This is a genomic window from Bacillus sp. FSL K6-2869, from assembly GCF_040869405.1.
GTDB classification, from domain to species: Bacteria; Bacillota; Bacilli; order Bacillales; family Bacillaceae; genus Bacillus; species Bacillus altitudinis.
This window is the reverse complement of sequence record NZ_CP152035.1, coordinates 1339763-1364983: the sequence shown is the minus strand read 5'-3', so window position 1 is coordinate 1364983 and position 25221 is coordinate 1339763. Positions and strand designations below refer to the sequence as shown.

At 38.4% G+C, this 25221-nt stretch carries 43 protein-coding genes and 1 pseudogene; 5 read left to right on the top strand and 39 right to left on the bottom strand.

The window, feature by feature from the left end:
* Positions 1 to 191: 191 nt before the first annotated feature.
* The 35 genes and pseudogenes from MHI58_RS06965 to MHI58_RS06795 all read right to left on the bottom strand — a co-directional run bounded on the left by MHI58_RS06965 (position 192) and on the right by MHI58_RS06795 (position 17664).
* Positions 192 to 512, bottom strand: a complete 321-nt coding sequence (locus tag MHI58_RS06965; RefSeq protein WP_133254352.1) for a hypothetical protein — start codon at positions 510 to 512, stop codon at positions 192 to 194.
* Between the two features lie 77 nt (positions 513 to 589).
* Positions 590 to 1198, bottom strand: a complete 609-nt coding sequence (locus tag MHI58_RS06960) for a major tail protein (protein ID WP_061418912.1) — start codon at positions 1196 to 1198, stop codon at positions 590 to 592.
* A 14-nt stretch (positions 1199 to 1212) separates the two neighbouring features.
* Positions 1213 to 1611, bottom strand: a complete 399-nt coding sequence (locus MHI58_RS06955; protein WP_061418909.1) for a DUF3168 domain-containing protein — start codon at positions 1609 to 1611, stop codon at positions 1213 to 1215.
* On the bottom strand, positions 1608 to 1991 hold the full coding sequence (locus MHI58_RS06950; RefSeq protein ID WP_061418906.1) for an HK97-gp10 family putative phage morphogenesis protein: 384 nt from the start codon (positions 1989 to 1991) through the stop codon (positions 1608 to 1610). The genes MHI58_RS06955 and MHI58_RS06950 overlap by 4 nt, the downstream gene beginning before the upstream one ends.
* The gene (locus tag MHI58_RS06945; protein ID WP_061418903.1) at positions 1991 to 2323 is read right to left on the bottom strand and encodes a phage head closure protein; all 333 of its coding nucleotides are present in this window, start codon (positions 2321 to 2323) and stop codon (positions 1991 to 1993) included. Before MHI58_RS06945 ends, MHI58_RS06950 begins: the two co-directional genes overlap by 1 nt.
* Entirely contained in the window at positions 2305 to 2607 is a 303-nt protein-coding gene (locus MHI58_RS06940) for a head-tail connector protein (protein ID WP_034324998.1), read from the bottom strand. The genes MHI58_RS06945 and MHI58_RS06940 overlap by 19 nt, the downstream gene beginning before the upstream one ends.
* 12 nt (positions 2608 to 2619) lie before the next feature.
* Complete coding sequence (locus MHI58_RS06935) at positions 2620 to 3801, bottom strand: phage major capsid protein (protein WP_061418900.1); 1182 nt, start codon at positions 3799 to 3801, stop codon at positions 2620 to 2622.
* A gap of 54 nt (positions 3802 to 3855) precedes the next feature.
* On the bottom strand, positions 3856 to 4446 hold the full coding sequence (locus MHI58_RS06930; protein ID WP_061418898.1) for an HK97 family phage prohead protease: 591 nt from the start codon (positions 4444 to 4446) through the stop codon (positions 3856 to 3858).
* Positions 4424 to 5659, bottom strand: coding sequence for a phage portal protein (locus MHI58_RS06925; RefSeq protein ID WP_061418895.1), 1236 nt, complete (start codon positions 5657 to 5659; stop codon positions 4424 to 4426). Before MHI58_RS06925 ends, MHI58_RS06930 begins: the two co-directional genes overlap by 23 nt.
* A 6-nt stretch (positions 5660 to 5665) precedes the next feature.
* Positions 5666 to 5866 (bottom strand): hypothetical protein, encoded by a 201-nt coding sequence (locus tag MHI58_RS06920; protein ID WP_061418892.1) that lies wholly within the window; start codon positions 5864 to 5866, stop codon positions 5666 to 5668.
* Positions 5867 to 5880: 14 nt separating this feature from the next.
* The gene (locus tag MHI58_RS06915; protein ID WP_061418888.1) at positions 5881 to 7608 is read right to left on the bottom strand and encodes a terminase large subunit; all 1728 of its coding nucleotides are present in this window, start codon (positions 7606 to 7608) and stop codon (positions 5881 to 5883) included.
* A complete protein-coding gene (locus MHI58_RS06910; RefSeq protein WP_061418885.1) occupies positions 7595 to 8083 on the bottom strand; it encodes a phage terminase small subunit P27 family in 489 nt (162 codons plus the stop codon). Before MHI58_RS06910 ends, MHI58_RS06915 begins: the two co-directional genes overlap by 14 nt.
* Positions 8084 to 8297: 214 nt before the next feature.
* The gene (locus MHI58_RS06905; RefSeq protein WP_243173023.1) at positions 8298 to 8987 is read right to left on the bottom strand and encodes a hypothetical protein; all 690 of its coding nucleotides are present in this window, start codon (positions 8985 to 8987) and stop codon (positions 8298 to 8300) included.
* A gap of 39 nt (positions 8988 to 9026) precedes the next feature.
* The gene (locus tag MHI58_RS06900; protein ID WP_243173022.1) at positions 9027 to 9407 is read right to left on the bottom strand and encodes an HNH endonuclease; all 381 of its coding nucleotides are present in this window, start codon (positions 9405 to 9407) and stop codon (positions 9027 to 9029) included.
* Between the two features lie 3 nt (positions 9408 to 9410).
* A complete protein-coding gene (locus MHI58_RS06895; RefSeq protein ID WP_185106914.1) occupies positions 9411 to 9572 on the bottom strand; it encodes a hypothetical protein in 162 nt (53 codons plus the stop codon).
* Between the two features lie 128 nt (positions 9573 to 9700).
* A complete protein-coding gene (locus MHI58_RS06890; RefSeq protein ID WP_243173021.1) occupies positions 9701 to 10045 on the bottom strand; it encodes a structural protein in 345 nt (114 codons plus the stop codon).
* A 170-nt stretch (positions 10046 to 10215) separates the two neighbouring features.
* On the bottom strand, positions 10216 to 10653 hold the full coding sequence (locus MHI58_RS06885; RefSeq protein WP_243173020.1) for a hypothetical protein: 438 nt from the start codon (positions 10651 to 10653) through the stop codon (positions 10216 to 10218).
* Between the two features lie 80 nt (positions 10654 to 10733).
* Positions 10734 to 11168, bottom strand: coding sequence for an ArpU family phage packaging/lysis transcriptional regulator (locus MHI58_RS06880; protein ID WP_243173019.1), 435 nt, complete (start codon positions 11166 to 11168; stop codon positions 10734 to 10736).
* Positions 11158 to 11661, bottom strand: coding sequence for a sigma factor-like helix-turn-helix DNA-binding protein (locus tag MHI58_RS06875; protein ID WP_243173018.1), 504 nt, complete (start codon positions 11659 to 11661; stop codon positions 11158 to 11160). Before MHI58_RS06875 ends, MHI58_RS06880 begins: the two co-directional genes overlap by 11 nt.
* Before the next feature lie 14 nt (positions 11662 to 11675).
* Positions 11676 to 11867, bottom strand: coding sequence for a hypothetical protein (locus MHI58_RS06870; RefSeq protein WP_243173017.1), 192 nt, complete (start codon positions 11865 to 11867; stop codon positions 11676 to 11678).
* A gap of 97 nt (positions 11868 to 11964) precedes the next feature.
* Complete coding sequence (locus MHI58_RS06865; protein WP_243173016.1) at positions 11965 to 12159, bottom strand: XtrA/YqaO family protein; 195 nt, start codon at positions 12157 to 12159, stop codon at positions 11965 to 11967.
* Positions 12160 to 12260: 101 nt separating this feature from the next.
* A complete protein-coding gene (locus MHI58_RS06860; RefSeq protein WP_243173015.1) occupies positions 12261 to 12707 on the bottom strand; it encodes a dUTP diphosphatase in 447 nt (148 codons plus the stop codon).
* A 24-nt stretch (positions 12708 to 12731) separates the two neighbouring features.
* Positions 12732 to 12806 (bottom strand): annotated as a pseudogene (locus tag MHI58_RS06855) (dUTP diphosphatase); the annotation flags it as partial.
* Positions 12807 to 12926: a dUTP diphosphatase gene (locus MHI58_RS06850; protein WP_243173014.1), complete on the bottom strand. Its 120-nt coding sequence runs from the start codon at positions 12924 to 12926 to the stop codon at positions 12807 to 12809. It abuts the pseudogene before it with no gap.
* A gap of 36 nt (positions 12927 to 12962) precedes the next feature.
* Positions 12963 to 13121: a BH0509 family protein gene (locus tag MHI58_RS06845; RefSeq protein WP_216099811.1), complete on the bottom strand. Its 159-nt coding sequence runs from the start codon at positions 13119 to 13121 to the stop codon at positions 12963 to 12965.
* The gene (locus MHI58_RS06840) at positions 13118 to 13333 is read right to left on the bottom strand and encodes a hypothetical protein (protein WP_144531709.1); all 216 of its coding nucleotides are present in this window, start codon (positions 13331 to 13333) and stop codon (positions 13118 to 13120) included. Before MHI58_RS06840 ends, MHI58_RS06845 begins: the two co-directional genes overlap by 4 nt.
* Positions 13330 to 14658: a replicative DNA helicase gene (gene dnaB / locus MHI58_RS06835; protein ID WP_243173013.1), complete on the bottom strand. Its 1329-nt coding sequence runs from the start codon at positions 14656 to 14658 to the stop codon at positions 13330 to 13332. Before dnaB ends, MHI58_RS06840 begins: the two co-directional genes overlap by 4 nt.
* Complete coding sequence (locus MHI58_RS06830) at positions 14655 to 15014, bottom strand: replicative helicase loader/inhibitor (RefSeq protein WP_243173012.1); 360 nt, start codon at positions 15012 to 15014, stop codon at positions 14655 to 14657. The genes dnaB and MHI58_RS06830 overlap by 4 nt, the downstream gene beginning before the upstream one ends.
* The gene (locus MHI58_RS06825) at positions 15007 to 15777 is read right to left on the bottom strand and encodes a Replication protein O (protein ID WP_243173011.1); all 771 of its coding nucleotides are present in this window, start codon (positions 15775 to 15777) and stop codon (positions 15007 to 15009) included. The genes MHI58_RS06830 and MHI58_RS06825 overlap by 8 nt, the downstream gene beginning before the upstream one ends.
* A gap of 10 nt (positions 15778 to 15787) precedes the next feature.
* Positions 15788 to 16189: a hypothetical protein gene (locus MHI58_RS06820; protein ID WP_243173010.1), complete on the bottom strand. Its 402-nt coding sequence runs from the start codon at positions 16187 to 16189 to the stop codon at positions 15788 to 15790.
* A gap of 167 nt (positions 16190 to 16356) precedes the next feature.
* On the bottom strand, positions 16357 to 16593 hold the full coding sequence (locus tag MHI58_RS06815) for a hypothetical protein (RefSeq protein WP_243173009.1): 237 nt from the start codon (positions 16591 to 16593) through the stop codon (positions 16357 to 16359).
* A 57-nt stretch (positions 16594 to 16650) separates the two neighbouring features.
* Complete coding sequence (locus tag MHI58_RS06810) at positions 16651 to 16902, bottom strand: hypothetical protein (RefSeq protein WP_243173008.1); 252 nt, start codon at positions 16900 to 16902, stop codon at positions 16651 to 16653.
* On the bottom strand, positions 16899 to 17066 hold the full coding sequence (locus MHI58_RS06805; RefSeq protein ID WP_243173007.1) for a hypothetical protein: 168 nt from the start codon (positions 17064 to 17066) through the stop codon (positions 16899 to 16901). The genes MHI58_RS06810 and MHI58_RS06805 overlap by 4 nt, the downstream gene beginning before the upstream one ends.
* A gap of 138 nt (positions 17067 to 17204) precedes the next feature.
* Complete coding sequence (locus MHI58_RS06800; RefSeq protein ID WP_243173006.1) at positions 17205 to 17477, bottom strand: hypothetical protein; 273 nt, start codon at positions 17475 to 17477, stop codon at positions 17205 to 17207.
* The gene (locus MHI58_RS06795; RefSeq protein WP_243173037.1) at positions 17464 to 17664 is read right to left on the bottom strand and encodes a helix-turn-helix domain-containing protein; all 201 of its coding nucleotides are present in this window, start codon (positions 17662 to 17664) and stop codon (positions 17464 to 17466) included. Before MHI58_RS06795 ends, MHI58_RS06800 begins: the two co-directional genes overlap by 14 nt.
* A 270-nt stretch (positions 17665 to 17934) precedes the next feature.
* Between MHI58_RS06795 and MHI58_RS06790 the strand changes: the two genes are divergently transcribed.
* The 4 genes from MHI58_RS06790 (at position 17935) to MHI58_RS06775 (ending at position 20555) form a co-directional block, all read left to right on the top strand.
* Entirely contained in the window at positions 17935 to 18240 is a 306-nt protein-coding gene (locus tag MHI58_RS06790) for a helix-turn-helix domain-containing protein (protein ID WP_106032416.1), read from the top strand.
* Positions 18241 to 18252: 12 nt separating this feature from the next.
* Positions 18253 to 18726 (top strand): ImmA/IrrE family metallo-endopeptidase, encoded by a 474-nt coding sequence (locus MHI58_RS06785; RefSeq protein WP_243173005.1) that lies wholly within the window; start codon positions 18253 to 18255, stop codon positions 18724 to 18726.
* Between the two features lie 44 nt (positions 18727 to 18770).
* Positions 18771 to 19928 (top strand): tyrosine-type recombinase/integrase, encoded by a 1158-nt coding sequence (locus MHI58_RS06780; protein WP_243173004.1) that lies wholly within the window; start codon positions 18771 to 18773, stop codon positions 19926 to 19928.
* Positions 19929 to 20093: 165 nt separating this feature from the next.
* A complete protein-coding gene (locus tag MHI58_RS06775) occupies positions 20094 to 20555 on the top strand; it encodes a YkyB family protein (protein WP_008356877.1) in 462 nt (153 codons plus the stop codon).
* Between the two features lie 238 nt (positions 20556 to 20793).
* Here the strand turns inward: MHI58_RS06775 and MHI58_RS06770 are convergent, their stop codons facing one another.
* The 3 genes from MHI58_RS06770 to MHI58_RS06760 all read right to left on the bottom strand — a co-directional run bounded on the left by MHI58_RS06770 (position 20794) and on the right by MHI58_RS06760 (position 23751).
* Positions 20794 to 21702, bottom strand: coding sequence for a chemotaxis protein (locus MHI58_RS06770; RefSeq protein WP_024719666.1), 909 nt, complete (start codon positions 21700 to 21702; stop codon positions 20794 to 20796).
* A gap of 73 nt (positions 21703 to 21775) precedes the next feature.
* Complete coding sequence (locus tag MHI58_RS06765; protein WP_196760509.1) at positions 21776 to 23086, bottom strand: MFS transporter; 1311 nt, start codon at positions 23084 to 23086, stop codon at positions 21776 to 21778.
* Between the two features lie 125 nt (positions 23087 to 23211).
* Complete coding sequence (locus MHI58_RS06760; RefSeq protein WP_045035146.1) at positions 23212 to 23751, bottom strand: RDD family protein; 540 nt, start codon at positions 23749 to 23751, stop codon at positions 23212 to 23214.
* A gap of 300 nt (positions 23752 to 24051) precedes the next feature.
* Between MHI58_RS06760 and MHI58_RS06755 the strand changes: the two genes are divergently transcribed.
* Positions 24052 to 24204 (top strand): hypothetical protein, encoded by a 153-nt coding sequence (locus MHI58_RS06755; protein WP_017367142.1) that lies wholly within the window; start codon positions 24052 to 24054, stop codon positions 24202 to 24204.
* Between the two features lie 64 nt (positions 24205 to 24268).
* Here the strand turns inward: MHI58_RS06755 and MHI58_RS06750 are convergent, their stop codons facing one another.
* Positions 24269 to 25153 carry a cation diffusion facilitator family transporter gene (locus tag MHI58_RS06750; protein WP_045035145.1) on the bottom strand — a complete coding sequence of 295 codons (885 nt, stop codon included), beginning with the start codon at positions 25151 to 25153 and terminating at the stop codon, positions 24269 to 24271.
* Positions 25154 to 25221: the final 68 nt, after the last annotated feature.

Below are 25221 nucleotides of genomic sequence, written 5' to 3'. Positions count from 1 at the left end.
TCAAAAGCCTCCTGGTTTTAAAATCTGATCTATTGGAACGCTGCCCGTGCTTTGTCCTTTTCGATTCGCAAGACGTAAAAATCCGTTCAAGTCCATGTTGTCTATCTCATGATATTTGTACCCTTCTTTCATCAAATCTTCGTAAATATCATCTAATGAATCTAGGTAATCTTGCCACGTTTCTAAATACTCTATTTCTGTGCTTTCACCGCTTTCTTTTTCAAGCCGTCGTTTCCCTTTTTTTGTCCTGTCACTTGCAGAATGACATCAGCAATGGTTTGAAATGTTTCGTCAGACGGGATGTTGTCTAAAAAATCATCATATGAAAACTGTTGCCCGAATACGTCCACAACATAGGCAATCATTTCATCTAGCATTGTTGTTGCGTCTAAATTTTCTTGTTCACCTTGAGCTTGCAATTCAAGCGCACGTCTTAATTGACGAGCTGACGGCATATCCTTTGTGTACGTTTTTTCTTCTTTTGTTTGTGCATCAATCATTGTTAATTTCAACATATTAAACACCTCGTATATTTTTTAATGAATCCAGTTTAACCAGGTAAAATAAATTACCTGGCTATCAGAAAACACTATTTTTTTGTTGTGGTGCTTGATGGCGCTTCTGCTGTTCCGTTGTCACCATCAGTGCTAGGGGCGATCCCTTTAAAGACAAAATCATAGAATCCCTTTTCGGTGAATCCAGGGCTTGCACTATGCGCCATGACATAGGTTAAGCCATCAGATTTACGGGGCATGAATTGTCCCTCAATAGTTGGCGTGATAAATTCAACTTTATCCTCTTTTGTTTTACCTTCTGTGGATGGAATACCGAATTTCCCCCTCAAAAGCGCAACATACCAAAAACCGCCCTTTGTTTTCTGCCGGAATGTGACAGCAACGAAAGGCGGATCAGTATCTTTTCCATATGTCTCAAGCCAGCCGCCGATTGTTTCAGCACCTAACAATTTGTTTTTCATTTCGGTTGTAAGATCAGCCACGCCGATTTCTAGCTTTGCTTCACCAACTCCCGAGCCTTCTTGATCAAATACCCCATCATCCCCATAAAGAACGGCAATTTCCGAGCTTGGTTCTAATTTTGATTCAATTGCCCCAGGTACTTTTATTACTTCGATTGCTTCTTTGGCGGCGTCATCCTCAAAAACGCCGACTTGAATATCTCTCAATCCTGTTGTAGCCATTTATTTCATCCTCTCTATGAAAAATTGATTTCTATTTCTTTGTTTGCTCTGAACCGCCTGGCATAGCGATACAAATTTATATCCGGGTCTTTATCAAATGCGGAAGCGTATTGCTGATAGTCAGCCGAAGCCATCAAACGATCAATAATCGGTTGTATTTCTTGTGCTTCCTTAATTGTCCCGGTCCATAAATCTATTTGTATATCAACGCTTATGCCTGTGGCTTGATCATCCTCATACGCATTACGATAGCTTTCAAGCTCATTAATGCGGATCATTGGGGCTTGATCTACCTTTTGATCTAACTCCGGCACGTCCACAAGAAAGACTTTTTCATCCGGCACGTAGCTTGTCAGATCGGATGATCCTGTCAAAATCATTTCTACTTCTTGAATTGGTAGCATTAGCGTCATAGACCGAGCAACCCCCTATAAACACTTTGCATTTTTGATAAAACGAGTTGTTCATATTCATTGATCGTTCGCTCGATAAAACTTTGCGGGCGCTGCTTGATCGTTCCGAAGTTTGTAAAATGCAGCCTATAAGCCGTTTCCTTACCATAGCCAACGGTTGAAAATATTTCCCCGTCCTCTCTTGGTTTGGAATAGAAAACATCTGACTTTAAATGTTTTTTGTTGCCGCTATTGCTATCAAATGGCGTGTTCTTTTCCAAGCCATCCGCCATCATCTTTGCTCCTGCAAGAACGGCAGCCTTTTCCGCTTTTACATTTTGACGAGCCATCTTTTCAATGGCTTTATATGTTTCTTCTAAACCAGTAGCTTCAAGCGCCATCAACTCACCTTCTTTACAAAGACATTGATCAAGTCTTTGTCCTGCTCGTTCGGCAGAATATCAATGACTTGATAAAGCTCGTTGGTCAAGTGGTCCTGTACGTGCATAGCGTTGGAAATGGTTGATACTTGTTGATAGCGAATAACAAACGTCAAACTATCCTCTAAAACCGTTCCGGCTGTTGATAGCTTTTCTCTTAATTTTTGGTCTCGCCGTTCCGCCCAGGTGGTGAAAAGTCTTTCTAGTGTGGTCGTGTTCTCCCTGGATATAGGGTCTTTTGTATTTTCCTTTTTTACAAAAGAGATCGGCGTATTTAATCGTCCGTAGTCCATGAAGGATACTCCCCTTTAAATTGTTGAATGTACGACATAACGCCGAACGGCACTTCTTGTAAATTCTTGTTTGATACCGCTGATCGGTTTTCGTACCTATGACCGCAAAGCATCATGACCGCATCATCAAAACAAGGGTTATCAATAAAAAAAGCGTCCCTCTCTTTCGATAAGGTGACGCTATCTTTAATAAACTTTTCAGAAGCCGCTTTTATGGTTTCTAGCATTTTGTCATCCAGGTCATGAGTGATTCTTAAAGCGTGTTTTAGTTCTTCAAGGGTCATATTTCTTCACTCCTATTCTGTAGCGCCTGTTTCAACTGGCGGCTTGATTGTTACATAAAAGCCTGCGTTTTTGTCTGCTTGCTTTACGTCGAAACGAATAGCAAGGGAAAGGACTTGACCATAGACCGCATTTTCAACCCACTTCGCAACAACGTCCACACGATTAGCAAAGAAGGCAGCTCGTTTTAAGTCACCGATAAACATGTTCATATCACCGGCTTTTTTGCCGAGTAATGTATCATCAACAACTTTGATCGGGCTTCCGAAAAGCGTTTTGCCGGATGGTGAAGAAATGTTACTTTGCAAGATGTATTGACCGTTTTTGTCTTTTAGCGTGTCTAGGAATTGAAATGCGGATGACGTCGAAAGAACATTACGGGCATAGGCTTGCTTTAAATCAACATTTAAAATCTTTTTAATGTCGTCCGTTCCTGTAACTGTTTTAGCTGTAAACGTTTTTAAGACACCCGCAATTTTTGTATTTCTTGTGTTTCGTTTGACCTGTTGCAAATGATCCGCTACAAGTGCCGTTAAATCAACGCCGGAATCATCAATTGATTCTTGAGAGATAGCCAATTGACCACGATACGTTTCAACTTTCCAATCAATTTTATTGAATTTTGGGTTTGCTAACTCTGGATTTTTCTCAAGTTCCGCAACCGACACAAGTTCGGTTTCTGTGTTTTCTAAAACTGGATATGAGCCGGATGGTGCTGACACGTTGACTTTATTCACAAATTCAACTAAGTCAACAATATCTTCCGGCGTTTTCTGCGGTGTCGTAATAACCTCAATCGGGATAATTGCCGCCGCTCCTTCTGTTGTCAAACCGTCCCGGACTTCACCTCTAGTACGCAAAAACGTTTCAAAGCTGCGGCGTTGTTCTTCGATTCCTTTATCCAGGCGCACTTGAGGCGTACCTAATGGAAATGATCTTTCTTCGCCTGTTTTTCCTCCACGTGCTCCCTCTGTGATTTCCTCCGCTTCCATTCCTGCCAATTCTTCTAATTCTTTTAGCTTTTCTGTCATTGTCTCAATCTCTGCTTTTAAAGAAGTGATTTCATCTTTAATCGTTTTTGCTTCTTCTAGCTTGTCTTCTTCCGCTCTTTGATGAGCTTCTTTGATTTTTGTATTAATAGCCGTTTGTCTCTTTGTGATCTCTGAACGTAATTCCTGGATTTTCTCTTTTAACATGTGTACATGCTCCTTTTCCAAATAAAATAAGCACCCGCAATGTACGAGTGCTTTCTATAGACTTAATTTAATTAGCTCAAGCTCTAACTTGATTTTCTCTTTTTCTAAATGGCTGCTTTGATGCTGCAATAAATGCCGCTGTGCGATTGATACGTCTGTATCTTCATAAGCCGGATAAGTGACGATAGAAACATCAGTAATTCGTGAAATATTGTTTAGGCTCCGCAATGGAAGCCCTGTCTTATCATCCCGTTTAAAACTGTCGCCGTTCTTCGCAAGATGAAAACCGAATGAACAATTTGAAACGTTGCCAAGTCTCAAATTTTCGTATAGATCGTTTGCATATTGCGTGTTGGGTAAAGACAATTCAAAACGCAAACCAATATCATCCACAGATAGTTTCAGTGTTCCGGCTTTGGTTCTTCCTAGAATCTTTGACGGATCATGATCAATAAGCGCCCTTACATCTGACATATCAGCATTTTGCAGCGCTCGTTTTTCAATGGTTTCAATGAAGCCGCCCAGGTTTCGGCTGCGTGTACCAAATTTCAATGCATAACCTGTGATCATCCTGCCTTTATCGGTTTCTTCTGTAGCCTTTAGTGAACCCTCTTGAATGGCTCTAATCTCCTTTTCCAATATCATCACCCCCTTTATCAAGTGAAGGAATAGGAAGCCCCTTCGCCTTTGCTTTTTGGATTTCGTCCATAATGTCAACATCCACATAGTTCAAACTCATAAAGCGCCTATCTCCATTTTCAATAGGCGCAATCCCGTATTCTGCTAATGCGTCGTTTTGCGAATAAATGCCGTTTTGAAGTAATGCAATGACGTTTTCTCGCTTTGTTTTAGCGTCTGTTTCCTTAAATCGTCTTGCATCAAACTGAAAACGTTTGGTCCTGCTTTCCGGGTAAAAAAGCATTTTGAAATTTAACTCCGCTGTAATGGCAGCAAAGTAATTTGAAAGGGTGTTTGTCAAATAATCCAGGTTCGCTTGTTCTAGTGAAGTGTTCACTTGCTCGATCCCCAACTTATGAGGCGGTAACCCGAACACTTTCGCAATTTGTTTGGTTGAATGCGTGTAGTTATTGACGATCTCAAGAACCTTTGTACTGATTTCAAGCTGCTTAAATTCTTCGTTTTCACTCAAGACAGCTATTCTTTGTTGATTCCTAACACCCGAATTGACCTTTTCAAATTCATTACGCAAGTTTTCCCTTGCTTCGGGCGACGGTACGCCTTTTTTAAGCGTTACAATGCCGCTTAAATTTGTGCCACGTCTAAAAAAGTCCGTGACAAGCCTTTTGCCCGCTTCCTGGCTTTCAAGTTCGTGCTTGAGACATGATAAGAGGCTCTTTCCGTTTACCCCATCCAGTGAGGAAAACTTGATATGCAGCACGTCAGACGGTTTCAAAATAGCTTCTTTTCCGTCAGAAGGGTAATAACGGTAAACAATATCGTTCCGTCCCTTTATTTGATCAACCGAGACTTCGCTATTTAACATGTGAATAAGCTCCCAGGGCGTGCCGTCTTTATCCCGTTTGATATAAGCAAACGATTGACCGTTTAAAAGCGCATTGGCGACAAGAATATATTTGAATGAGTACCCCGAGTAATATTCGTTAGGGCGCTCGTTGATAAGCTGAAACAAGTCACTATCCTTTTCTTCTATTCCTTCGTTTCTAATCATGATCGGACTTGCTGCTATGTCTGACGCTAAGACGTGAACCGCTGTGAACACATCACTATTTTTAATGGCTGTTGCCGGGACATAACTTAAACCATCTAAGCCCACCAAAATTTCATTAAATTCCCTTTGTCCTGTGCTTTGTTGATTTATTGATCTAAAGAACGCCAATTTCCTCTACCCCCTTTCTGTTTCATGGTTGAGAAGAATGGCTACAAAGACTAGCAAAACACCACTAGCCGCAATCCCCAAAATCATTCCGACCATATAAACGGCGGTATTGATGAGGATTAGCCCTAACAAAAATAAAAGAGTATGAAGGTTCGATATGAAGAACCGCCATACTCCTAAAATTAGATGATTGAATTGTTTTGGCACTCTTTCCCCTCCTTCTATATTCCAAAGTCTTCACTTTGATAGTAGGCGTCCCAATCTGTTTCGTTTTGCTCGTAATGGTACATTGCTTCTGTATATGCATTCATTAAGGCAGCGATCGGGTCAATTTTTTCACGGTTCAAGTCCTTGTCGATCTGCACCGTATCATTGACCTTTTTCAAAATGGCGTTATTAATTGCAAGGTTTAGCAATGGGTTGTTTGTATGAAGAAGGCGTTGATCCATGACGTTGAGTCTAAAGTTTTTCGTCGGTTCTGATAATGTCCGTACCCCTTGCCTTACTTCAATAGCAGGATAGCCATATTGTTCAATTTCATTTAAAAACAATGAAATGTTATATGGATCATAAAAGATGCCCTTCACTTGCAAATCATTTTTCGTTATGTGATCGACCATGTAATCAATCACTTGTTGTAAATTAATGATGCCGGACTCTTTGTCTGTTATTGTGCAATACCCTTCTTGCTCAAGCCGCTTGTAGTCAATTTTGTCACGCTGTATCTTGTTTTCTAAACCGCCTTTACGCCCGACAAACGAATGACTATCAACATAAAAGTTTTCTTCGGCATCCTCTAAAGGATAAATAAAACCGAGTGAAGATAAATCTTCCGACCTGGACAAATCCACACCGATATAAACAGGCTTCCCGTAAATATCCGGCTTTTCCTCAATGGCACAATCTTTCCAATCGTCGCCATTAAGCAAACTATCCGAAGAAGCAGAACGCCACAAATTGAAGTTCTTAACAAGCGTTCCGTTCAGATCGTCTTTTTCCTGGGCTTCTTTCAATTTTTTGCGTAAGTTCTTGAGCAATTTCTTTTTCATGCTTTCAACTTCAAGCAACGGGTTACTTTTTATCCAAGTGCTTTCGTCGCTTATCTCTTTTTCGTCATCTTGTTCATAGACAACGGCAAAATAACTTTCGTTCTCTTTCTTTCCGCTCAATATATCCGTCACATACGGATATTCTTGAGCATACATAGGACCATTCAATTTGAAACCGGCTGTACTAATGATCAAAATGAGGCTTTGATCTTGTTGCATTTGTGAGGACTCTAAAACTTCTAACATTTTAGTATTTGTAGCCGTGTGAAATTCGTCAAGAATGCCAAGTAATACGTTTAAGCCGTCAAGGTTATCTGTATCACGAGATAACGGCATGATGATGCTATCCTCTAACAAGAAACGGATTTCATTTTGAATGATCTTGGTCATTTTCTTAATTTGTTTTGATTTATTCCGCAACTTTTTAAGTTGCATGACAATCATATTAAAAACCGCTTTTGCTTGTTTACGAGAGTTTGCCGTCGTGTAAATCTGTCTATCATATCTAGGCGCATCACCGAAAAGCAATTCATATAAAGCGATCCCGGCAACAAGAACGGATTTACCGCCTTTACGTGCCATGCTGATATATGCTTTTGTAAATCGTCTATATCCTGTTTCTTTGACTCGCCAAGCAAATATCATATAGACAATGAATTTTTGAAAAAGTGCTAATGACGTAGGTTTCCCCGTTGAAATATCCGGCAGCATTTCAAGAAACTTTACAACTTTCGCCCCTTTTTTGGGCTTGTACTCGTATGGATAGTTAGGGTCTTTTGATTTTTCAAGATCCCGCAAATGTCGTTCACATGCCTGGATGACTTTTTTACTTGCTACAATTTCCCCGTTTACTACTTTTTTAGCGTAAAGAGTACCGGGGTCTTTTTTAATCGTCGTCATCCTGCCTCATTGCCTCAAAAATATCGTCTTCTTCGCTGTCATCACCTAAACCGATTAGACGTAATCGGGCATCAAGCGCAAGACCAAGTTGTCCCGCAATGGCTCGAATCTCTTTCGACATTTGCATCATGATTTCAATAGACGGGTTTTTCTTTTTCACTTCAAATCCCTTACTATTTACTTCAAAAACGACTTGTCCCTCTTTTGCCACATCTTCTAGTGCCTGTCGATACTGTGCGTAACTATTACAGTACATAGCCAACAAAGTGCGATCCAGTTCCGAAATAGGCAGCTCGATAATATGAGGGTAAATTCTGATCCATTCGTTTTTTGCCATTGTTGACAGCCAATAAGGCGGGTTCTCTTTCAATGGCGAAATGCCTTTCAATTTTTCTTCATGCTGCTGCCGCTGCTCTCGTTCTTCGTTTGATATTTGCCCTTTTAATGTGTCCGTCATTTGTTTTCGTCTCGCCAATAAAAACCACCACCTTTCAGCAAAATCCAACCTATTAATTTTAGGCAAATAAACAAATGAGAAATACCGCTCTATCTCAACGCCTGTAAAGGACCAAGCCATTTTATGAATGAGTGAAAAACCGCAAAAAACGGGAAAAATCAAAATTCCATTTCAACACTTTTTTTAAAGTTGAGGGGACGCCGATTTCCAGGAATCAAAAAAGCCCACCCCGTTAATTGTCGGGGGGACTTTGATTAATTTCATCTAAATTATCTAGGAATGTCTTTACATGTTTAATAAATTCCTTATTAAAGTTCTCATGTAATTCAATTTGATTTGTACCCTTTATTACAGAAACTAAATCTTTGCCTAATGCATTAATTGCTTTTCCAACTTTTGTTTCTGATTTGCCACTTTTTTTCTTTAGATGATCATTTGTTTCTGATTTATCATTTTTATCCTTCATTTCGTCTATATAGCCTTGTGCGTGTACAAGACAATTTCTTATTTCTTTTACGTTACAAATAAAAGTCCATTCTTTTGATCGGTCAGGAAAATTCATATTAAGTTCATTTTTTATGAATTCTTGCGATCGTTTTATGCCATTTTCTTGGGTTTTATATTTCTTAAATCCTTCTTTATTATAATATCGACATAGCTTATTTAATTCATGTTCTAAGTGAGAATAGATACTAATCAACAATGAATACCTCATAATTTTTGGAAATTCATCTCTATAAGTTGCTATATCATCATAAATTCGATCAACATGAAATTCTTTTTCCTCTTCTGTCTCAAATTTATCAATATATTTATCAATTTCCACAAGTTCATGATTAAATGTATTTTCTATATGCTCCGCATAATCGTTAAGTTTTTCTAAACCATAGTGTCTAAAAAAGTCAAACCAATTGTTACGCAATAGTCTCTTCCTCTCAAATGAAATTAAGCTAATTATAATTCATTTTTTGGAAAATGTAATTTGATTATGATGAAACTGACAAAGCACTTCAAGATTGTTTAAATCATTGCGCTCTATATCGTCATGAAATACCTCTCTAAGCTCTTTATGCTTATGATGGACCACTAACCTTTTGGACATGTTTACACGTCCTTCTGCGGCACACACAGCACATCTGTAATGACTCTCACGCTTCTTTGCTTCTCGTAGTGATTTCCATTCTCTGCTTTGATAGTATTTGTAATGTGCTTCGTTCTCCCTGTTATATCTCACATCTTTGTTGTATTGCTTATCAGCATAGCCCTGGTGCTTCATACAATAGCGTTCGGTCCAGTCTATATATTCCCGGCAGGCGGGAACGTTACAACGTTTTAGCGGCATTTGTTATCCCTCTGTGTCAATGTCATCAATCTTTATAAGATCAAATGTATAGTTTTGATCCAGGACTAAAAGACCCGTTTGCTTTGCTTCTTCTACTTCTGCTTTTAAAGCTGTCTTCGCCTTATCACTTAAAGCGGAGCGGCTTTTGATAATTAAAATACGCATGGTTACACTCTCCTTTTTTATTTGATCTAAGCCGCCCCTGTTTGTTAGCCGCCATTTATTTTGTAAACAGACAGGGACGTTTTACAGCAAATAGAAAAACACCGCCACAAAAGACGGTGCTTTGATTATTATTTAATATAAAATTCGCTAGTGTAGAACGTACCAATCGTTTCAACGTGGTTGCCCTGCTTGTCATATCGTTCAGCATCCACCTTAAATCGGTATGTCCCTTTTTTGTTTCCAAATGATTCCTTGATACTGAATTCATCAAACAACTTTTCTCCTGGGTTGAGTGGATTCGGGGAATTGGTTTTAATCGTTTCCCACTTACCATTGACCTTGCGCTGCGGAATAAGGTTTGGACCTGCGATATAGTCATTGTCATTCTTGACAGCTACACGCACGACCTTGTCCTCTCCTAGAATATGATTGACTTTTGTCGGATTAGCCGACACTCCTTTTAATGACGCCATGTAATTCAACTCCTTTTAAATTTTAGTGAATGAAAAAAACGACCTCTTTCGGAAGCCGTTCTCAATCTATCGCATAATACAATATTACAACCTTTTTTCTGTCATGCTGCGCCAACATTACGCCAAAAACACGCCAGTTTTCCGCCAATAAAAAAACACCCCTAAGGGTGTTAGATGAGCTTGAACAACGTTTTGATTAAGTCAAAATATTCATCTTCACGACTCGGTATTCCAATATCAGATGAATTAAAGTTTACATTTTCTCCGTTTTCATAAATAAGTGATAGATTGGAACTAGCATAAATACTTTTACTATCCTTACTAAAATCAATCTGCTTTCTGACAATTTCGCTATATAGATGTTCGACATAGAAGTAGTGCTCGTTATTTTCTTCAATAACAGAACTTTTGACAACGAGTAACCCCGAATCTAAAAAGAAATAGTGTTCAGCATTTTTGATGTCATATGGTTTTTTAGTATAAATAAATTTAATCTCATCTTCATTTACAAACTCGTTAACTATCTTGTTTTCCAGTTCTTGATAATAAGATTCATTATATTCCTCTTTGAATTTAGCAATATGTTTTTTAAATGCTTTTTTCTCCATTTCCTCACCTCCTACTTATTATCGACAAGGATTAAGAATATGGAACTATTTGCGGATTTTGTCGAACGAAAAAAACACCTCTAAACGGGTGCTTTAAATACAACTTCATTGAGCGCATACGCCAAGTCTAAGAACGTCTTTCCTTTCAGGCGTGTATATGATCTTTCACTCATGCCGATTTCATTGTATACCTGGTAATCGAAAACAGGTTCTTGCTGCATGTAACGTTTTATAATGATCTGTCTCTCGTTATACGGAAGACGATTGACCGCTCTTTGCACCTTCTCAAGAAAGGCATTTCGTTTCTGCTCCCATTCAATCCGTTTAATAGCTGTGCTTTCAGTAGATGAGCGGAAAGCGTTGGTTGTGGCGGGCGGCACTATGCTGAATCCTCCTGTTATCTTCGGCAGCATATCGTCCGGGACTTGAAGAAGATATAAACGGTAGTTGTCGAGAATCCTTTCAACTCTTTTTCTCGTTTCCTTTTTATCAATTACAGGCGGTTCACCCAACATCAGCAAAACCCCTTTCTCCTGCTCTCAATTCCTCTACCCTTTGAGCGATCTTTTTTCTCGCTCTTACTATATGGGTTTGAATCGTGCCTTTTGCTACTCCATGAAGAGCGGCGCATTTGCTGAAAGATACATTATGACCAACAACGGTTATGAATATCTCTTTCTCCTTATCCGTCAGCGTAGACAAGACATAATCAAGTGAATCTAGTTCATTTTTGTTTACTGCAAGTGGGTCGGGTTCGGGAACATGATATTTTGAAGATAAGGCATCAAGCAACCCATTTTCAGCAAGTATTGTACGTTGATAATAGGAACGGCGATCCACATCACGCCTTGCCCCTGGTTCTCTTTCTGTTTCCATCCACTCGACCGCATATTCTAAGTCATAGATCATTGAGCGGTAAATTTTCTTTTCTCCTTCGTCTTTAGATGCTGCCAAACTTCTTTTAGTTTCTTTTAACGTTGCTTTATATTCCTTGATTAAATCTTTCAAAATACCACCCCCTTTTATTTGCTTTTAAATGCCCCGCCACGCCCTCTTTTATATGTTTGGCGGTAAACACCCATAAGCTCTCTTATTTCTTTTTCTGAAAGCTCCTGCGTGCGATTTTGAGTACATTTGTTCTCGGGAACGTCAGTTCTTTTTGTTGACATAGATTTATAACCCGCTTTTATAAAAGCAGCTCTCAACGTTTTCATTTTGGTTTCTCCTTTTCTGAAAATAAAAAAAGGGACACCAATCACACAGCGCTTTGCTGTTATGATCAGTGTCCCCCGGCTTTCCGGTAGAACGTTTTTATTCAAATAATTCGCCTTCGTTATAAAGCAATCGAGTCACTTTATTATTGTGAGTGACAATTTTTGTTTCACCATGTGTCGGCAGCGGTGCATATTTCAATATGCCGTTAGATAAAACAAAAACTAAAGGCTCTTTTCCTGCGTCAAAAGTCTCAATATCTATAATTTTACTTGGAATGTCTTGTAATCTCAAGTTTTCATTGCCTCCTTAATTTATATGCATGATGGCTAAAGCGGACAGCGATCCGAACACAATATAAAAGATTAGTAGTCGTTTAACGATAGCAAAATCCATCAATACCCCTCCTGCTGCCGCAAATGATTGACGGCGTTCTTTTTCATGTACGCATCTTCAATTTCTTTAGGGGTAAAACCAAGTGCTATTCCTAGCTCGTTAAATCCATTAAAGATTTTTCTATAGTGGTGATAAGCCATACCAAGATCATCAATTTCCGTAAGTAGGAATGCAACGCTTTTGAAGACACCTAGAAACGCTTTTTCTACGCTCACTTCTTTGATGATTCTACTCAATAAGTTCACATTACAAATACGTGATGAATAACCAATACTATTTCCAATACTCAAGACGAAATGTAAACAGTCCACGTATTCTTCTAAGAGTGGGTTTTTCGTACCTATCGTTCCTTCTCCGTTGCATTCTTCACATTTGATGTATTCGTGTCCTCCGCTACCTTGTGCATCCTCTGCGACCCTTTCGTAATTTATATCGCCTGTTCCCATGCAAAGGGAACACTCTATCAACTTTTCTGTGCATGGCTGTTGGTCTTTACTCCAAAATTTAAAGCCTCGCCATTCGTTAGCGCATTCCCCTAGCTCCACTTATAAAGCCAAGATAAGTCCGGGCAGAAGGTCAAGACCTTCTAAACCTTTTTCTTCAATGATTTTCCTGTCTAACTCTGCTTGCATTTTAAACATTTTTAACATTCTTAAAGGGTGCATTGTTGTTTCCTCCTAAGCGGTTAGGCTCTTGTTTATTCAAATTTCTTGGGGAACGTTAAGCAAATATTGCTTTTCTAGTTCCTGGTCATTCATTTTCTCGTAAAACTCCCGTGAATACCCTCGCCCGATAACTGTTAACCATTCAATTAAAAATTGTCTTTGATCTTCTGTTAACCGCTCTTTTCCGTTGCTCATATGCCCGATTCCTCCAATTGAATTTTTGTATGATAGTGCTTCAAATGATCATTCATTCTCGAATGAAATTTCGGTTGTAAGTAAAAGAAAAGTTTTTCTTCTTGATCCGTCATTTTTATCACTGCCTTTTCGTAAACAAGAAATTCGATCAGCAATATCAAGGCGTACTGATTGAGCTTTATCGCCTCTTTATACCAATCTTTGACCGTCATGCCGATTCCCTATATTCCAAGTTAACGAATTTGTTATATTCTTTGACGAAAGCTAGTGAAACCGTACCGACTGGACCATTACGCTGTTTAGCAATAATAATTTCAATAATGTTCTTATTCTCTGTTTCTTTGTCGTAATAGTCATCACGATAGAGAAATGCGATAACATCAGCGTCTTGCTCGATCTGCCCCGATTCTCTAATGTCTGACATCATAGGGCGCTTCTCCTGGCGTTGTTCGACTCCACGTGAAAGCTGACTCAATGCAATGACAGCAATGTCTAATTCCCTTGCCATTTGCTTGAGCATACGGCTTATTTCTCCGATTTCTGCTTGTCTGTTTCCTCTATGGACTGGATTGCCGACGATCAATTGCAGATAGTCAATAATGATCATCATGTCCTTGCCTTCAAATTCCCGTTTCATCTTGCGAGCCTTTGCCCAAATGTCATTTATCGTCATGCCTGGTTGATCAAATATTCTAAGAGCGGCACAATCTAAAACCCCGTTCACTTTGCTTAATCTGCCCCACTCATCTGCGTTTAAATTACTCGTGCGGATGGATTGAGCGTTAATGTTACCGATACTTGATTGCATCCGTTTTATTAATTGCTTACGTGACATTTCAAGCGAAAAGATACCAACCGCTCCGGCTTTACCTAAATTCAGCGGGTTTTCCATGAAATTGCTTGCTACATTCAAACAAAAGGCGGTTTTTCCTACGGATGGACGAGCGGCGACGATTATAAATTCCTGCCGCTGAAAACCCGACGTCATTCGGTCCAATTCAGTAAAGCCGCTAGGCATTCCAGTTACATCACCTTTAGGCGTTTCTAACTCTTGATAGATTTCAACTAAGTCATTATTGATAGACCCGTCGTCGTCCGTGCCTGTCGCATCCTCTAAACTCATGAGAGAGCTTATACCCTCTTGTATGGTTTGGCTCGTATCGTCACTGTTGGAAGATTCTTTAAGTTTGACACCAACTTTCGCAATCTCTCGCTTTTTCCAATAATCAATAATTAGATTTTCATAGAATGCTTGTTTTGCTGTAGTGATTGAGGCGTTCATCAATTCAGTTAAGTATTTTCTTCCACCGATCCCCTTTAGATTTTCTCGTCCCACATGCTCAATAACTGACACTATGTCAATAGGGTCGCCTTTTTTATCAAGCTCTTGAAAGGCTTTGTAAATGGATTGGTTTTGCTGTCGATAGAAATGAATTGGCTTGAGCTGCGAATATTTAATCAAATCCGGCTCTTGTAAAATTGCACCTAAATATTGTTGTTCCGCTTCGTCGTTGAAATAAAATATGTTTCCTGTCATGACGGTTCACCTATTCCAAGCAACTTTCGTATCTCTGCTTTATGCCGTTCAATCTTTTTTAATTCTTCCTGGGTTGGTTCAGATTTGTTCAATTCAGAAAGATAGTTTTGAGTTTCTTCGACGTTAGGTATGGCAGCGGATCGGTCTGTTCTTGATTCTTTCGCTTTGATTAGATCAGCAACTTTAGGCGGAAACTGATTGTATTTCACATAAACGATCAAATTCGCCTCGATCTTCTCGTAATTCTCGGGCTTTAGGATTCTCGCCCATGCGTCTAGCTTTGTTTGATCAAACTCGAAATGCTCATAATATGTTTTGATTAGTTTAAGTAACTCTAGTGTTTCTGCTTTAGTCATCTGTCAAATCAAACTCCTTTTCATTCACAGCCGCTTTTCTCTTTGCTGCTTCTCTTTCACTTTTAATTCTTACGGTCAATTTATCGAATTGCTTTCTAAGGCTTGCAGGACTCAATATATTTGATTTCCAAAAACTATCTTTTTGCGTCCAGTTAATCAAATATTTCACCTGTGCATCTGACCGCTTGTCGATCTGCCTAATTAACCTAAAATCACTCGCCCATTTTTCCAGGTTCGGTTTTTTAGCTTGCGAATTATTTTCAAGGATTCTTTGATAAAGCAAATTGGCATTCTCCATGTCACAAGGTTCGTACTTGTGACGAGAATTATTTATATTCTTTTCATTCTTTACATTCTTATCATTCTTGATTGTGTGTTTTTGTGTTCGGTTCGTGTCTTTTTCGTGTTCTTTTTGTGTCTTTTTTTCATTTTCTGAATCATGGTAAACCCCATAATTAACAATGGTTATAAGCGTCTTTTTTGTGTCTTTTTTATAGTCAATCATCCCGTCGCTTTTTAACAGGTCGAGAAACTGGGAAACCTTCGTATTTGACCAAGACCAATGATCGCCAAGTTTACGAATTGAAGTCACTAGCTCGCCCTTCTTCAATTCATGAAGGTCATTTCCTAACACGAATTTATTATCTTTATGACTGGCTTTCATAAGTAAATCGAGCCAAGCTTCATATTTAGAAAACTTCCTTTTTTCTTGATATATCCAATGATCTTGTATGCTCCGATGAAGCTTAATCCAACCAATCATTACAATCACCTTACTTTAGAAAATTGACGTTCTTGTTGTACGCTGCTTCATTCATCAAATAGCGGAAACCTGCCACGAATCCAGTCACAAAAGCATCCTCAACTTCAAGACCTGCCTTTGCTGCGTGCGCTGAATCAAAATCTTTTAATATATTTTTAGAATGTGATAAAAGCCCTTCTAGTTTCTCGTACAAGTCATCTACGTTTTCTTGCGCCTGTACTGTAGATTCAGACCATTCAATGTCAGCATTAAGCGCCCCTTGTGGATCGTAAAGGGTTTTAGCGGCAACAAATTTTAAGATTGATACCATACCCGCATCATAGAATTGAGCCTCTTTATCTTCTTGACGTCCGATATGCTGTAACTTCGCTCTAACTTTAGAAACGGTTGCAGGTGTACCCATTAATTTCATTTGAAAAATCCCCTTTTTATCTCAAATTTGATTATTGTATTTTTTTGTTAATCATGTTAAAGTCGAATCAATATGGGGAAGCTCCTAAACTTCCCGTACCTTCCTTACTTGCATGACCCTATAATGTACAAGTAAGAAAATTGACTGATCCCGAGCGGATCAGTTTTTTATTTTCCCACTCTATCGCCGCTCCACAATGCATCAGTACGCCCTATGAAATGTTCGCAAGCTCTGCAATACGCTTTTGAACCTCCATAATGTAATAACGAATCATACATTGCGTGCTGATCTTCTTCCAAATCTCCATTGGAATTGTAATAGACGGTAGCTGAACCCGTGACCCTTTCTTTAGTAAAAAAGCCCGTTTCACTCTTGCAGCTTGGACAAACGATTTTATTAGTCATGCTTGTACCTCCTATAAATCTATTTAATGTGATGAAAATCATGAGCGGCATGACTCCTTATTCCCCGAAAAAACCGGCAATAATGATGATGCTAATGAATGTTAAAATCATGAAAACAGCTTGTCCCGTTGACTCCTTTTTTGCTAGAATCAGATTCCCTTGAATGCTCAAGTCATCATTTTTTTTGACTAACATAGGAATGACAAAACCGGGTACTTTTAGATGAGTCGCTGCATCCTCAATTTGCATGGTTTGGTTTTTACAGGCTTTGACGGTATGCAATAACTCGATATGTTTTGGTAGACTCATAGTTTTTCAGCCCCCCAATTACCCGTACGAAAGGTTGGTGACGGTTTTAATTCCTCCCGATAGATAATAGGATGCTTCTCTATATACGCTTCGAGTTCTTCTTTAGTCATTTTCCATACCTTCACCGGACCATGCGCATATGGATTTTTTGTATTTTTGTCCATTTTCATTTCCTCCTATCGAATAATGTTATTGATCAATTTATTCAAAGTTCACCCCTCTATAAGAAAGAGTGACATTTCACTAATACGAGTTGCAGCGGATTTAAAAATTCCTTAAATTGCGTCTGTCCACGCTTTTATTTACCATTCATCCATAATTTGTTTCATGACTTCTTTTGATTCTTCATAGAACCAAAACCGCTTCCCTCTTTCCTTGCGTCTCTCAAGAAGTTTCATTCTTGGATCATGTAAAAATTCATTCTCTAAAAAGCTTTTACTCATGCAAGTTCTTTTTGCCATTTGTTCTATGTCCCAAGTGAACAAAACTTCTTCAAGTGCTGCTTCTAGTTGCTGATAAATATAATTGCGAATTTCATCTTGATTAACATCCACATCAAAATTAACTATCGCCAAGCCAAGACGCTCCTTTCTTCTCTACAATTTGAACGATTTTTTCTCTCACTTTCTTGCCTTGACGCTTTCCTAATAAAATGTCAGATAGGTATGCGTTTGAGATATTTAATTGTTTGGCTAATTCTTTTTGCTGCATGTCGTTCATGATTAGCCACGTTTTAATTTTCTTTCCGAAGTCGGCTTGCATCATTAAAACCTTCTTTCAATGTTTTTTGTGCTAATTATTCAGCTTTTCGTTGACCGGAATTAGGATATATGCTAATATCTAGGCATAGCGAAATAAGCATACAAATTTAGCCTTTTGCGTTGGGGAACGTGGTTTTAGGCTATAGTTTGTCGTGTCTCGATAGCTGAATAAATAGCTTATGAACACAGTTTAATAGACTATATGCTATTTGTCAAACACAAATTAGCATAAAGTTTATTTCAGTCATAAGCTAACCTAAGGATGGTTGATATGACAATAGTTGAGAAAATAAAAAAGTTAGCTAATGAACGTAAAATAACTTTAGCAGAATTAGAAAGAAGAACTAATTTATCAAACGGAACAATTAGAAGATGGGATGATAAAACACCCGGCGTTGATAAGGTGAAAAAAGTCGCTGATTATTTTGATGTCTCAATTGACTATCTTTTAGGAAGGGTTGAGTCTCCTATTGAAACCGTCGCAGCGCACCATGATGGCGAAGAATGGACAACCGAAGAATTAGAAGAAATAGAAAAATTTCTCCAATTTATTAAATCTAAGAGAGAACAAAATTGAGGTGCAGCATCATTGGACTACCATTCTTTATTACAAAGTGCGACAGCAAGCGGAATCGACGTTTACGAAAAAGTATTATCACTCAAAACTAAAGGCTTATACGGTGATAATGTGATATGGATCAATCGAACATTATCTAGTGTTGAGAAAACATGTACCCTTGCTGAAGAACTTGGTCATCACTTTACTACTTACGGAAACATACTCGATCAAACTAAACTTAAAAACAGGAAGCAAGAATTGCGCGCACGTGAATGGGGATATAAGTTGTTGTTCCCCCTGGAAAGATTAATTGATGCACAAAAAGAAGGGATAAGAAATCGTTTTGAATTAGCTGAATACTTGAATGTAACTGAACAATTCCTTGAAGATGCTCTAAAAAGATATAAGGAGAAATATGGCTTATATAAACAAGTGGGAAAGCATACTATTTGTTTCGAGCCTTTAGGAGTCATTGAAAATTTTGAGGAGGTGATGCCTAAATAAACGCCCCTTTTAATGCGTCTGTCCACGTGGAAAGGGCTGATACAATGAAGATGGAAAAAAGCAATAAAGATGATCATTTGTTTTATTATTTTAATGCTAAAAATGAAAAACGGTGGTGTTATCGATACCGTTATTATGATGAATTTGGTAAGCGTCGTGAAGCTTCAAAACAAGGTTTCAAAAGTGAAAGCGAAGCCTATAGAATGCTTTTAAAGGTTAAATCTTCTATATTAGATGGAGAAATTAAAGAAATAGAAAGTACAAATTTAACTATTTCTAAGTGGTTTGATATTTGGATGGAGACAAACCGAGATCAATGGAAAACTCCTACTATCAAAGCGAGGGTTTTCACGATAGAGAACCACATAAAACCTTTGTTGGGAAATATAAAGATCAATAACCTAGACGCAGCAACATATAAGAAGAAGTTTATAAATAAGTTATTAGACAAATTAACTCCCAGTACGGTTCATGCGTACCATACAATCTTCAAAATCGGAATTAATGCTGCTGTCGAAAACGAAATAATAAAGAAAAACCGCTTTAAAAAGGTGAAAATAAGAAAAGACAATCCAAGCACTCTGATTGTCGATAATTTTTATACTGCTGAACAATTAAGCATTTTTCTGGAAGGCGCTCAAGCGCTTAAAAGTATTTCACATTATACTGCACTTCTCATACTTGCAAGTACAGGTATGCGTAAGGGTGAAGCGTTAGGTCTAACATGGAAAGACATTGATTTTAACAAATTCAGAATCACAATAAACAAAACCCGTGATTATGATGGTTTACGCCCCCCAAAAACTAATAATAGTTACCGCACTATAAAAGTCGGGGGGAAAGTAATAAACCAATTAAAATTATATCAAAAATGGTGTAAAGAATTAAAGCTTTCCTTTGGTCAACCTCTAAAAGAAGAAGATTTCATATTAATCAGTCGGACAAGCGGAAAACCTATATCACCTAACTCACTTAATTATGCTGTAAATACTGTCGCTGATAATCAAAAACTAAAAAAAATAACTGTTCATGGTTTAAGGCATACTCATGCGACTATACTTATAAGCAAAAGAATTCCAGTCAAAGTAATAGCTGATCGTCTTGGGAACAGCCCTCAAATGATTAATGATATCTATAGCCATACTTTTGAAGAATTAGAAATAGAATCAGTTGAAGTTTTTGAAGAGGCTATGAATTTATAATTTGGGGGATGTTTTGGGGGGGATTCTAAAACAATAAATTTTTAATCCCCTCTAATCCCTTTATACCAAAGGTTTTCTTTTTACAATAAGTCTATTTGCAATTTACTAATAAAAACGTATAATTTATACTAAGCACAGGAAGACGAAAGACAAAGGAGAGAAAAAATGGACGATTATGCTCATACTAAAGACATAGAACCTACAGCAGAAAACATCGCAAAAGCCATTTATACTGTTAACCGCCATGCTAAAACCGCACCAAATCCCAAGTTTCTTTATCTTTTGAAAAAACGTGCGCTGCAAAAACTATTGCAAGAAGGTAAAGGAAGAAAAGTGGGCCTACATTTCTCTAACAATCCCAAATATAGTCAACAACAGTCCGACGTGCTGATTGAAATTGGAGATTATTATTTTCATCTGCCACCAACTAAAGAAGACTTCGAATTTTTGCCACACTTAGGAAATTTAAATCAATCATATCGCAATCCGAAAGCGAATATGTCATTAAATCGAGCGAAACAAATACTTCAAACGTATGTCGGTTTAAAAGAAAAACCTGCCGCCACAAAACAAAAATCACATTATACAAAACCTGTCTTCAAACGGCTCGGGGAAAGTTATTTTTAAACAGAAAAAACCACTCAAAGCGAGTGGTTTTTCATATTATGGACAAAGGGCTAAAATGTTGTTTATTTTAGCTCTTTGTCTTCTTTTCAGCGTGATAGAAAACCTTTGCAGTCTAGGAAGGACAGCTACTTGTGCGGAGCGAATTTGGCATTCGTGAGCACCAGAGCGCAGGACTGACAAAGAATGCGAGGGTTTGTCTACACGCTGAAAAACCACTCAAAGCGAGTGGTTTTTTTCTTTAGATAATAAAATGATCTACTTTTTCAATCAGCTGATGAATTTCTGGTTTACTAATTTGATCATCTGCACCGATGGTTTCCCCTTTATGACGCAGATCGTCCGTAATTAATGAAGAGAAAATGAGAATTGGAATGGACTGTGTTAAAGGATTGTCCTTCAGCAGCTTTGTTAATCGATGTCCATCCATTTTTGGCATTTCTATATCTGTAATAATCATATCAATTTCTTCTGTCACACTGATGCCTTTACTGACAAGATCCATGACATGGTCATATGCTTGTTTCCCATCTTCAAAGGTTACAATGTTTTTATAGCCTGCCTCGGTTAATTCATTTGTTAATAAGCGCATGAGAAGCGGAGAATCTTCAACAACATACAGCTTCTTCCCTGTTCTTCTCTCGTCTTTCTCACCGTCAAACATATGATATGTGTCTACGCCAGATGCGGATTCAATATCATAAATGATTTTTTCGTAATCTGGAAGGAAAATCATTTTCTCGTCAAGCTTGATGATCCCTGTTAAATGACGGTCCATTCCTTGATTGAGTGCAGTTGGTTTTTCAATCTCTTCCCAGCTGACGCGGTGAATTTGCGATACCGTTCCTGTATGGAACACAAATTTCCGTTGGTTGAATTCAGTCACAATGTATTTCTCTTGTTCTGACTGATCTGACTCGACATTAAAAAAGGAAAATAGATTGATGACTGGTAAAATCTCGCCTCGTAAACTAATCATCCCTTCTACATCTTGGTGAGAGTGCGGTATAACTGTCACCTCAACTGGCTGAATAATTTCTCTTACTTTCATGACGTTAATGCCGAATTGATTTGAACCAATTTCAAACTTCACAATTTCCAATTCATTAGTACCAGAGTCAAGTAAAATTTCTTGTTTGTTTAAAGCCACGGAAATCCCTCTATTCTTCAATATAAGATTGTACTTTTTATATCGGCAGCATGGGTAAAAAGTTGACGTTTCTTTACGCTTTCTCTCGCACGAATTGATGAATCACAAGTCCTATGGCTGCAAGGATGAGCAAAGACCCTAATGCAAGACGGCTTGCGAGATTCCCATGTATTGCAAATAGCAGTGTGACGGAGCCATAAATGATGGGACCGACAATTGAAGACACCTTTCCCGAAAACGCAAAGAGACCAAAAAATTGTCCTCGTTTTTCTTTAGGCGTCAGCTCAATAATGAGGATTCGTGATGATCCCCAGCTTGCGCCAAGTGAAATTCCGAATAGACTGCCTGCTACCCAGAAGACCCATTCAGTTGTCGCTGTCACAGCTAGAATGAGCGCCACAATTAAAATGACATACACGACTGTAATCGAGCGCTTTGCCCCGATGGCCTTTGTGACATACCCGAATAGAAACGAGCCAATGATACTTGAAATCGTGGACACAAGATACAGCAAAATAAATTGACCTGCCGTAAAGCCAATGATAATTTTTGCATAAACCGCCATCATCGCAATCGCTGTCTGCAACGCATCATTCATAAAAAAGAAAGCGATCATAAAAATAAAGGCCGGTTTGTACTGCTTCATCTCTTTAAATGTACGAATAATCTCTTTATATCCGCTGAAAAAAGACGCCTTTTTCTCTTGCTGCGGGAGAGGTTGAGGATCTTTTATAATAAAGAGAAAGGGAAGAAAAAAGAGAAAGAATAAAAGGGCTGTCGGAATAAATGCTTCATGAAACTGGTCATTTCCTACAAGTAAATAAACAGAAAGGCCGACAAGTGTACCTAAATAGCCGACAGCAATACCGAATCCAGAAATGAGGGGGATTTCATCCTTTGTCCCAAGATCGGGCAAAATGGTGTCATAAAAAACAAGACTAGAGTGATAGAAAAATTTAGCAATGACGAACAAGGTAACCACCACCAATAAGGAGACAGGAAGACCAAACCATTCGTTTGAGAAATCAATCCCTGCAAAGATCCCCATCATAAAGGTACAGGCAATACAAATCAGGGTAAACACCGTGATATACCGCTTCTTTTTCCCTGTACGATCAATCAGCACACCGTATAAAGGCGTAAAAATGACGAGGAAAAAGCTTGCAAGTGCGTTCGCATAAGAAATAAATGTACTGGCGATTTGATCCATCCTCGCACTGTCGCCTATCGTCTCCTGCAAGTAAAATGGGAAGAAAATGGTGATCATATTCGATGAAAATATCGTATTTGCAAAATCATACAATGCCCAGGCCAAAACAGGTGCTGTGAAAAAGAGCCCGAAGCTTGCCCCTTTTTTCTGAACGGTCATTTTCCCTCTTTTCAATAGATTGACTCCCTTCTCTGCTTTTATTTTCACTATCATTCTACTTTATGTGACGTTTCCCTCTTCCATACAAGCAATCTATACAAAAAGCACCCCTTACTATTTAGCAGAGGTGCTTCTTTTCATTATTTCTTTACGACAATGGTACTTGCAATCAAATCGTGAAGTGCTTGTTTTTTTTCTGTGAAAAACGCAATGATGTAGCCAATACATAAGATTGGAGACAAAAAGCCTTTTGCAAAAAAGCGGCCTGTCGCGCGCCCGAATGTTATTTTTCCACCCGTTACTTTTGTCACTTTGATTCCAAGAGCCATTTTGCCAAGAGTTCCTTGAAGCTTTGATGATTCCATGATCGCATAATACAGCCAAGTCACCGCGATACCGACTAAAATCGTTACGCCATAGAAAAAGATAAAGCCCATTATGACTGCCCATTCTTCATCCGTGATCACCGTTGAAGAATAGTAATAGCTATCATCATACATTAAAAATGCCGCCTCAGGGCTTGAGACAAAAAAGAGTGTTGCGAGAATAAATACAATGAATGAAAATGGTACACTAATAATGACACCGTCTAAAAGATGAGCAAGAAAACGATAACCTACACCAGCTAGTTCAGGATGTTTTTCTTCTTGAATAGGTGCTTCTGACATGTTTGTTTCCATCCTATTTCTCCTTTATTATGTATGTTTTCTATAAATTTCTTATAATCATTCGTTATTATATCTTATGAATATCGCAAGATCAATGGAGCTTTTCATTTTTACATGAATTTTAGATCATTTTGCAATGATGATTTATGTGAATAAATACTGAAAATTCACGAAAATTATGGCACATCTAGTTCTTTCAACGCCTGATTTTTTAACATTTTGTGATATTTTTGTCTCATTTCGATTCTTCTGTTGACAATCACGTTTCACATGGTACAATAGTCAAGGATTTTTTAAAGAAAGGTGTTCATGATGGGAACTGTCGTACTATTAAAGAACAACGAAATGACTGTGATTGAAGATATTTGCGAAGCTGATTTTTTAGATATGAAACATGGTTTATCTAATGAAGATGCTGCTTATATCTCTTGGTATGAAGATTACGATACTGCTTATGGATATTGATTTCATTTCATAGATGAAGCGTAAAAAAAGGCGATACAACCTTCAAAGAGGTGGTATCGCCTTTTTACGTTTGTGTGCTTCTTTCACTTTCAGGTTCTACATGAATAAAGATTTGTGCATGCGGAAACGCCTGCTGAATGTTCTCTTCAATTCGATCACATAATTGGTGGACATCTTCAATGGTTGTTTTTCCATGAACAATCAAATGGAAGTCAATATATTCTTCAGCACCGGATCGTCTTGTTCGAAAGTCATGATATTCAATGAATTCTTGACTAAATGTTTGAATGATGCCCTCTATCACTTGTTCTTCTTCCGGGGTTAACCGGGCGTCGACAAGCGGCGGGAAGGCTTCCTTCATGAGTTTAAACGCTTCACGCATAATATAGAGCGCTAGCACCATTCCAATTATCGGATCGAGGAAATACCAGTCCGTTAATGCAACAAGCAATAAACTAAAGGCAACCCCTAGTGACGTAAACACATCTGTTAAAAGATGCAGTGCATTCGATTTCATGGCAACAGAATGTACTCGCTCTGCCTCTTTGTTCACAACTCTCGACACAACAAAATTGATAAGTGCCCCGATCAGCATGACCACAATACCAAGTACCGGCAGTTTAACAGGCTCAGGATGCATTAATTTATGAACACACTCATAAATGATCCAAATCCCAGCTACAAAAATCAACAAAGTTTCAATCGTTCCAGAAATATTCTCAACTTTCCCATGTCCATAAGGATGTTTTGAATCTGCCGGCTTTCTTGAAATACGAACAGAGATAAATGCAATAAAAGAGGCCATTAAATCGAGAAAAGAGTGAATGGCTTCTGATAAAACCGCAACAGATCCAGTTAACACCCCTACAATGATTTTAAGGACCACAACAAACGTATTACTCATGACGGATAAAAAGGCTATTTTCGATGTCTTTGCTGATTGATCCATCTATTATCGTCCTCCTTCAGGAGATCGTATGCCTGTGAAAGCAATTCCCATGACTTGATTCTCTCGTT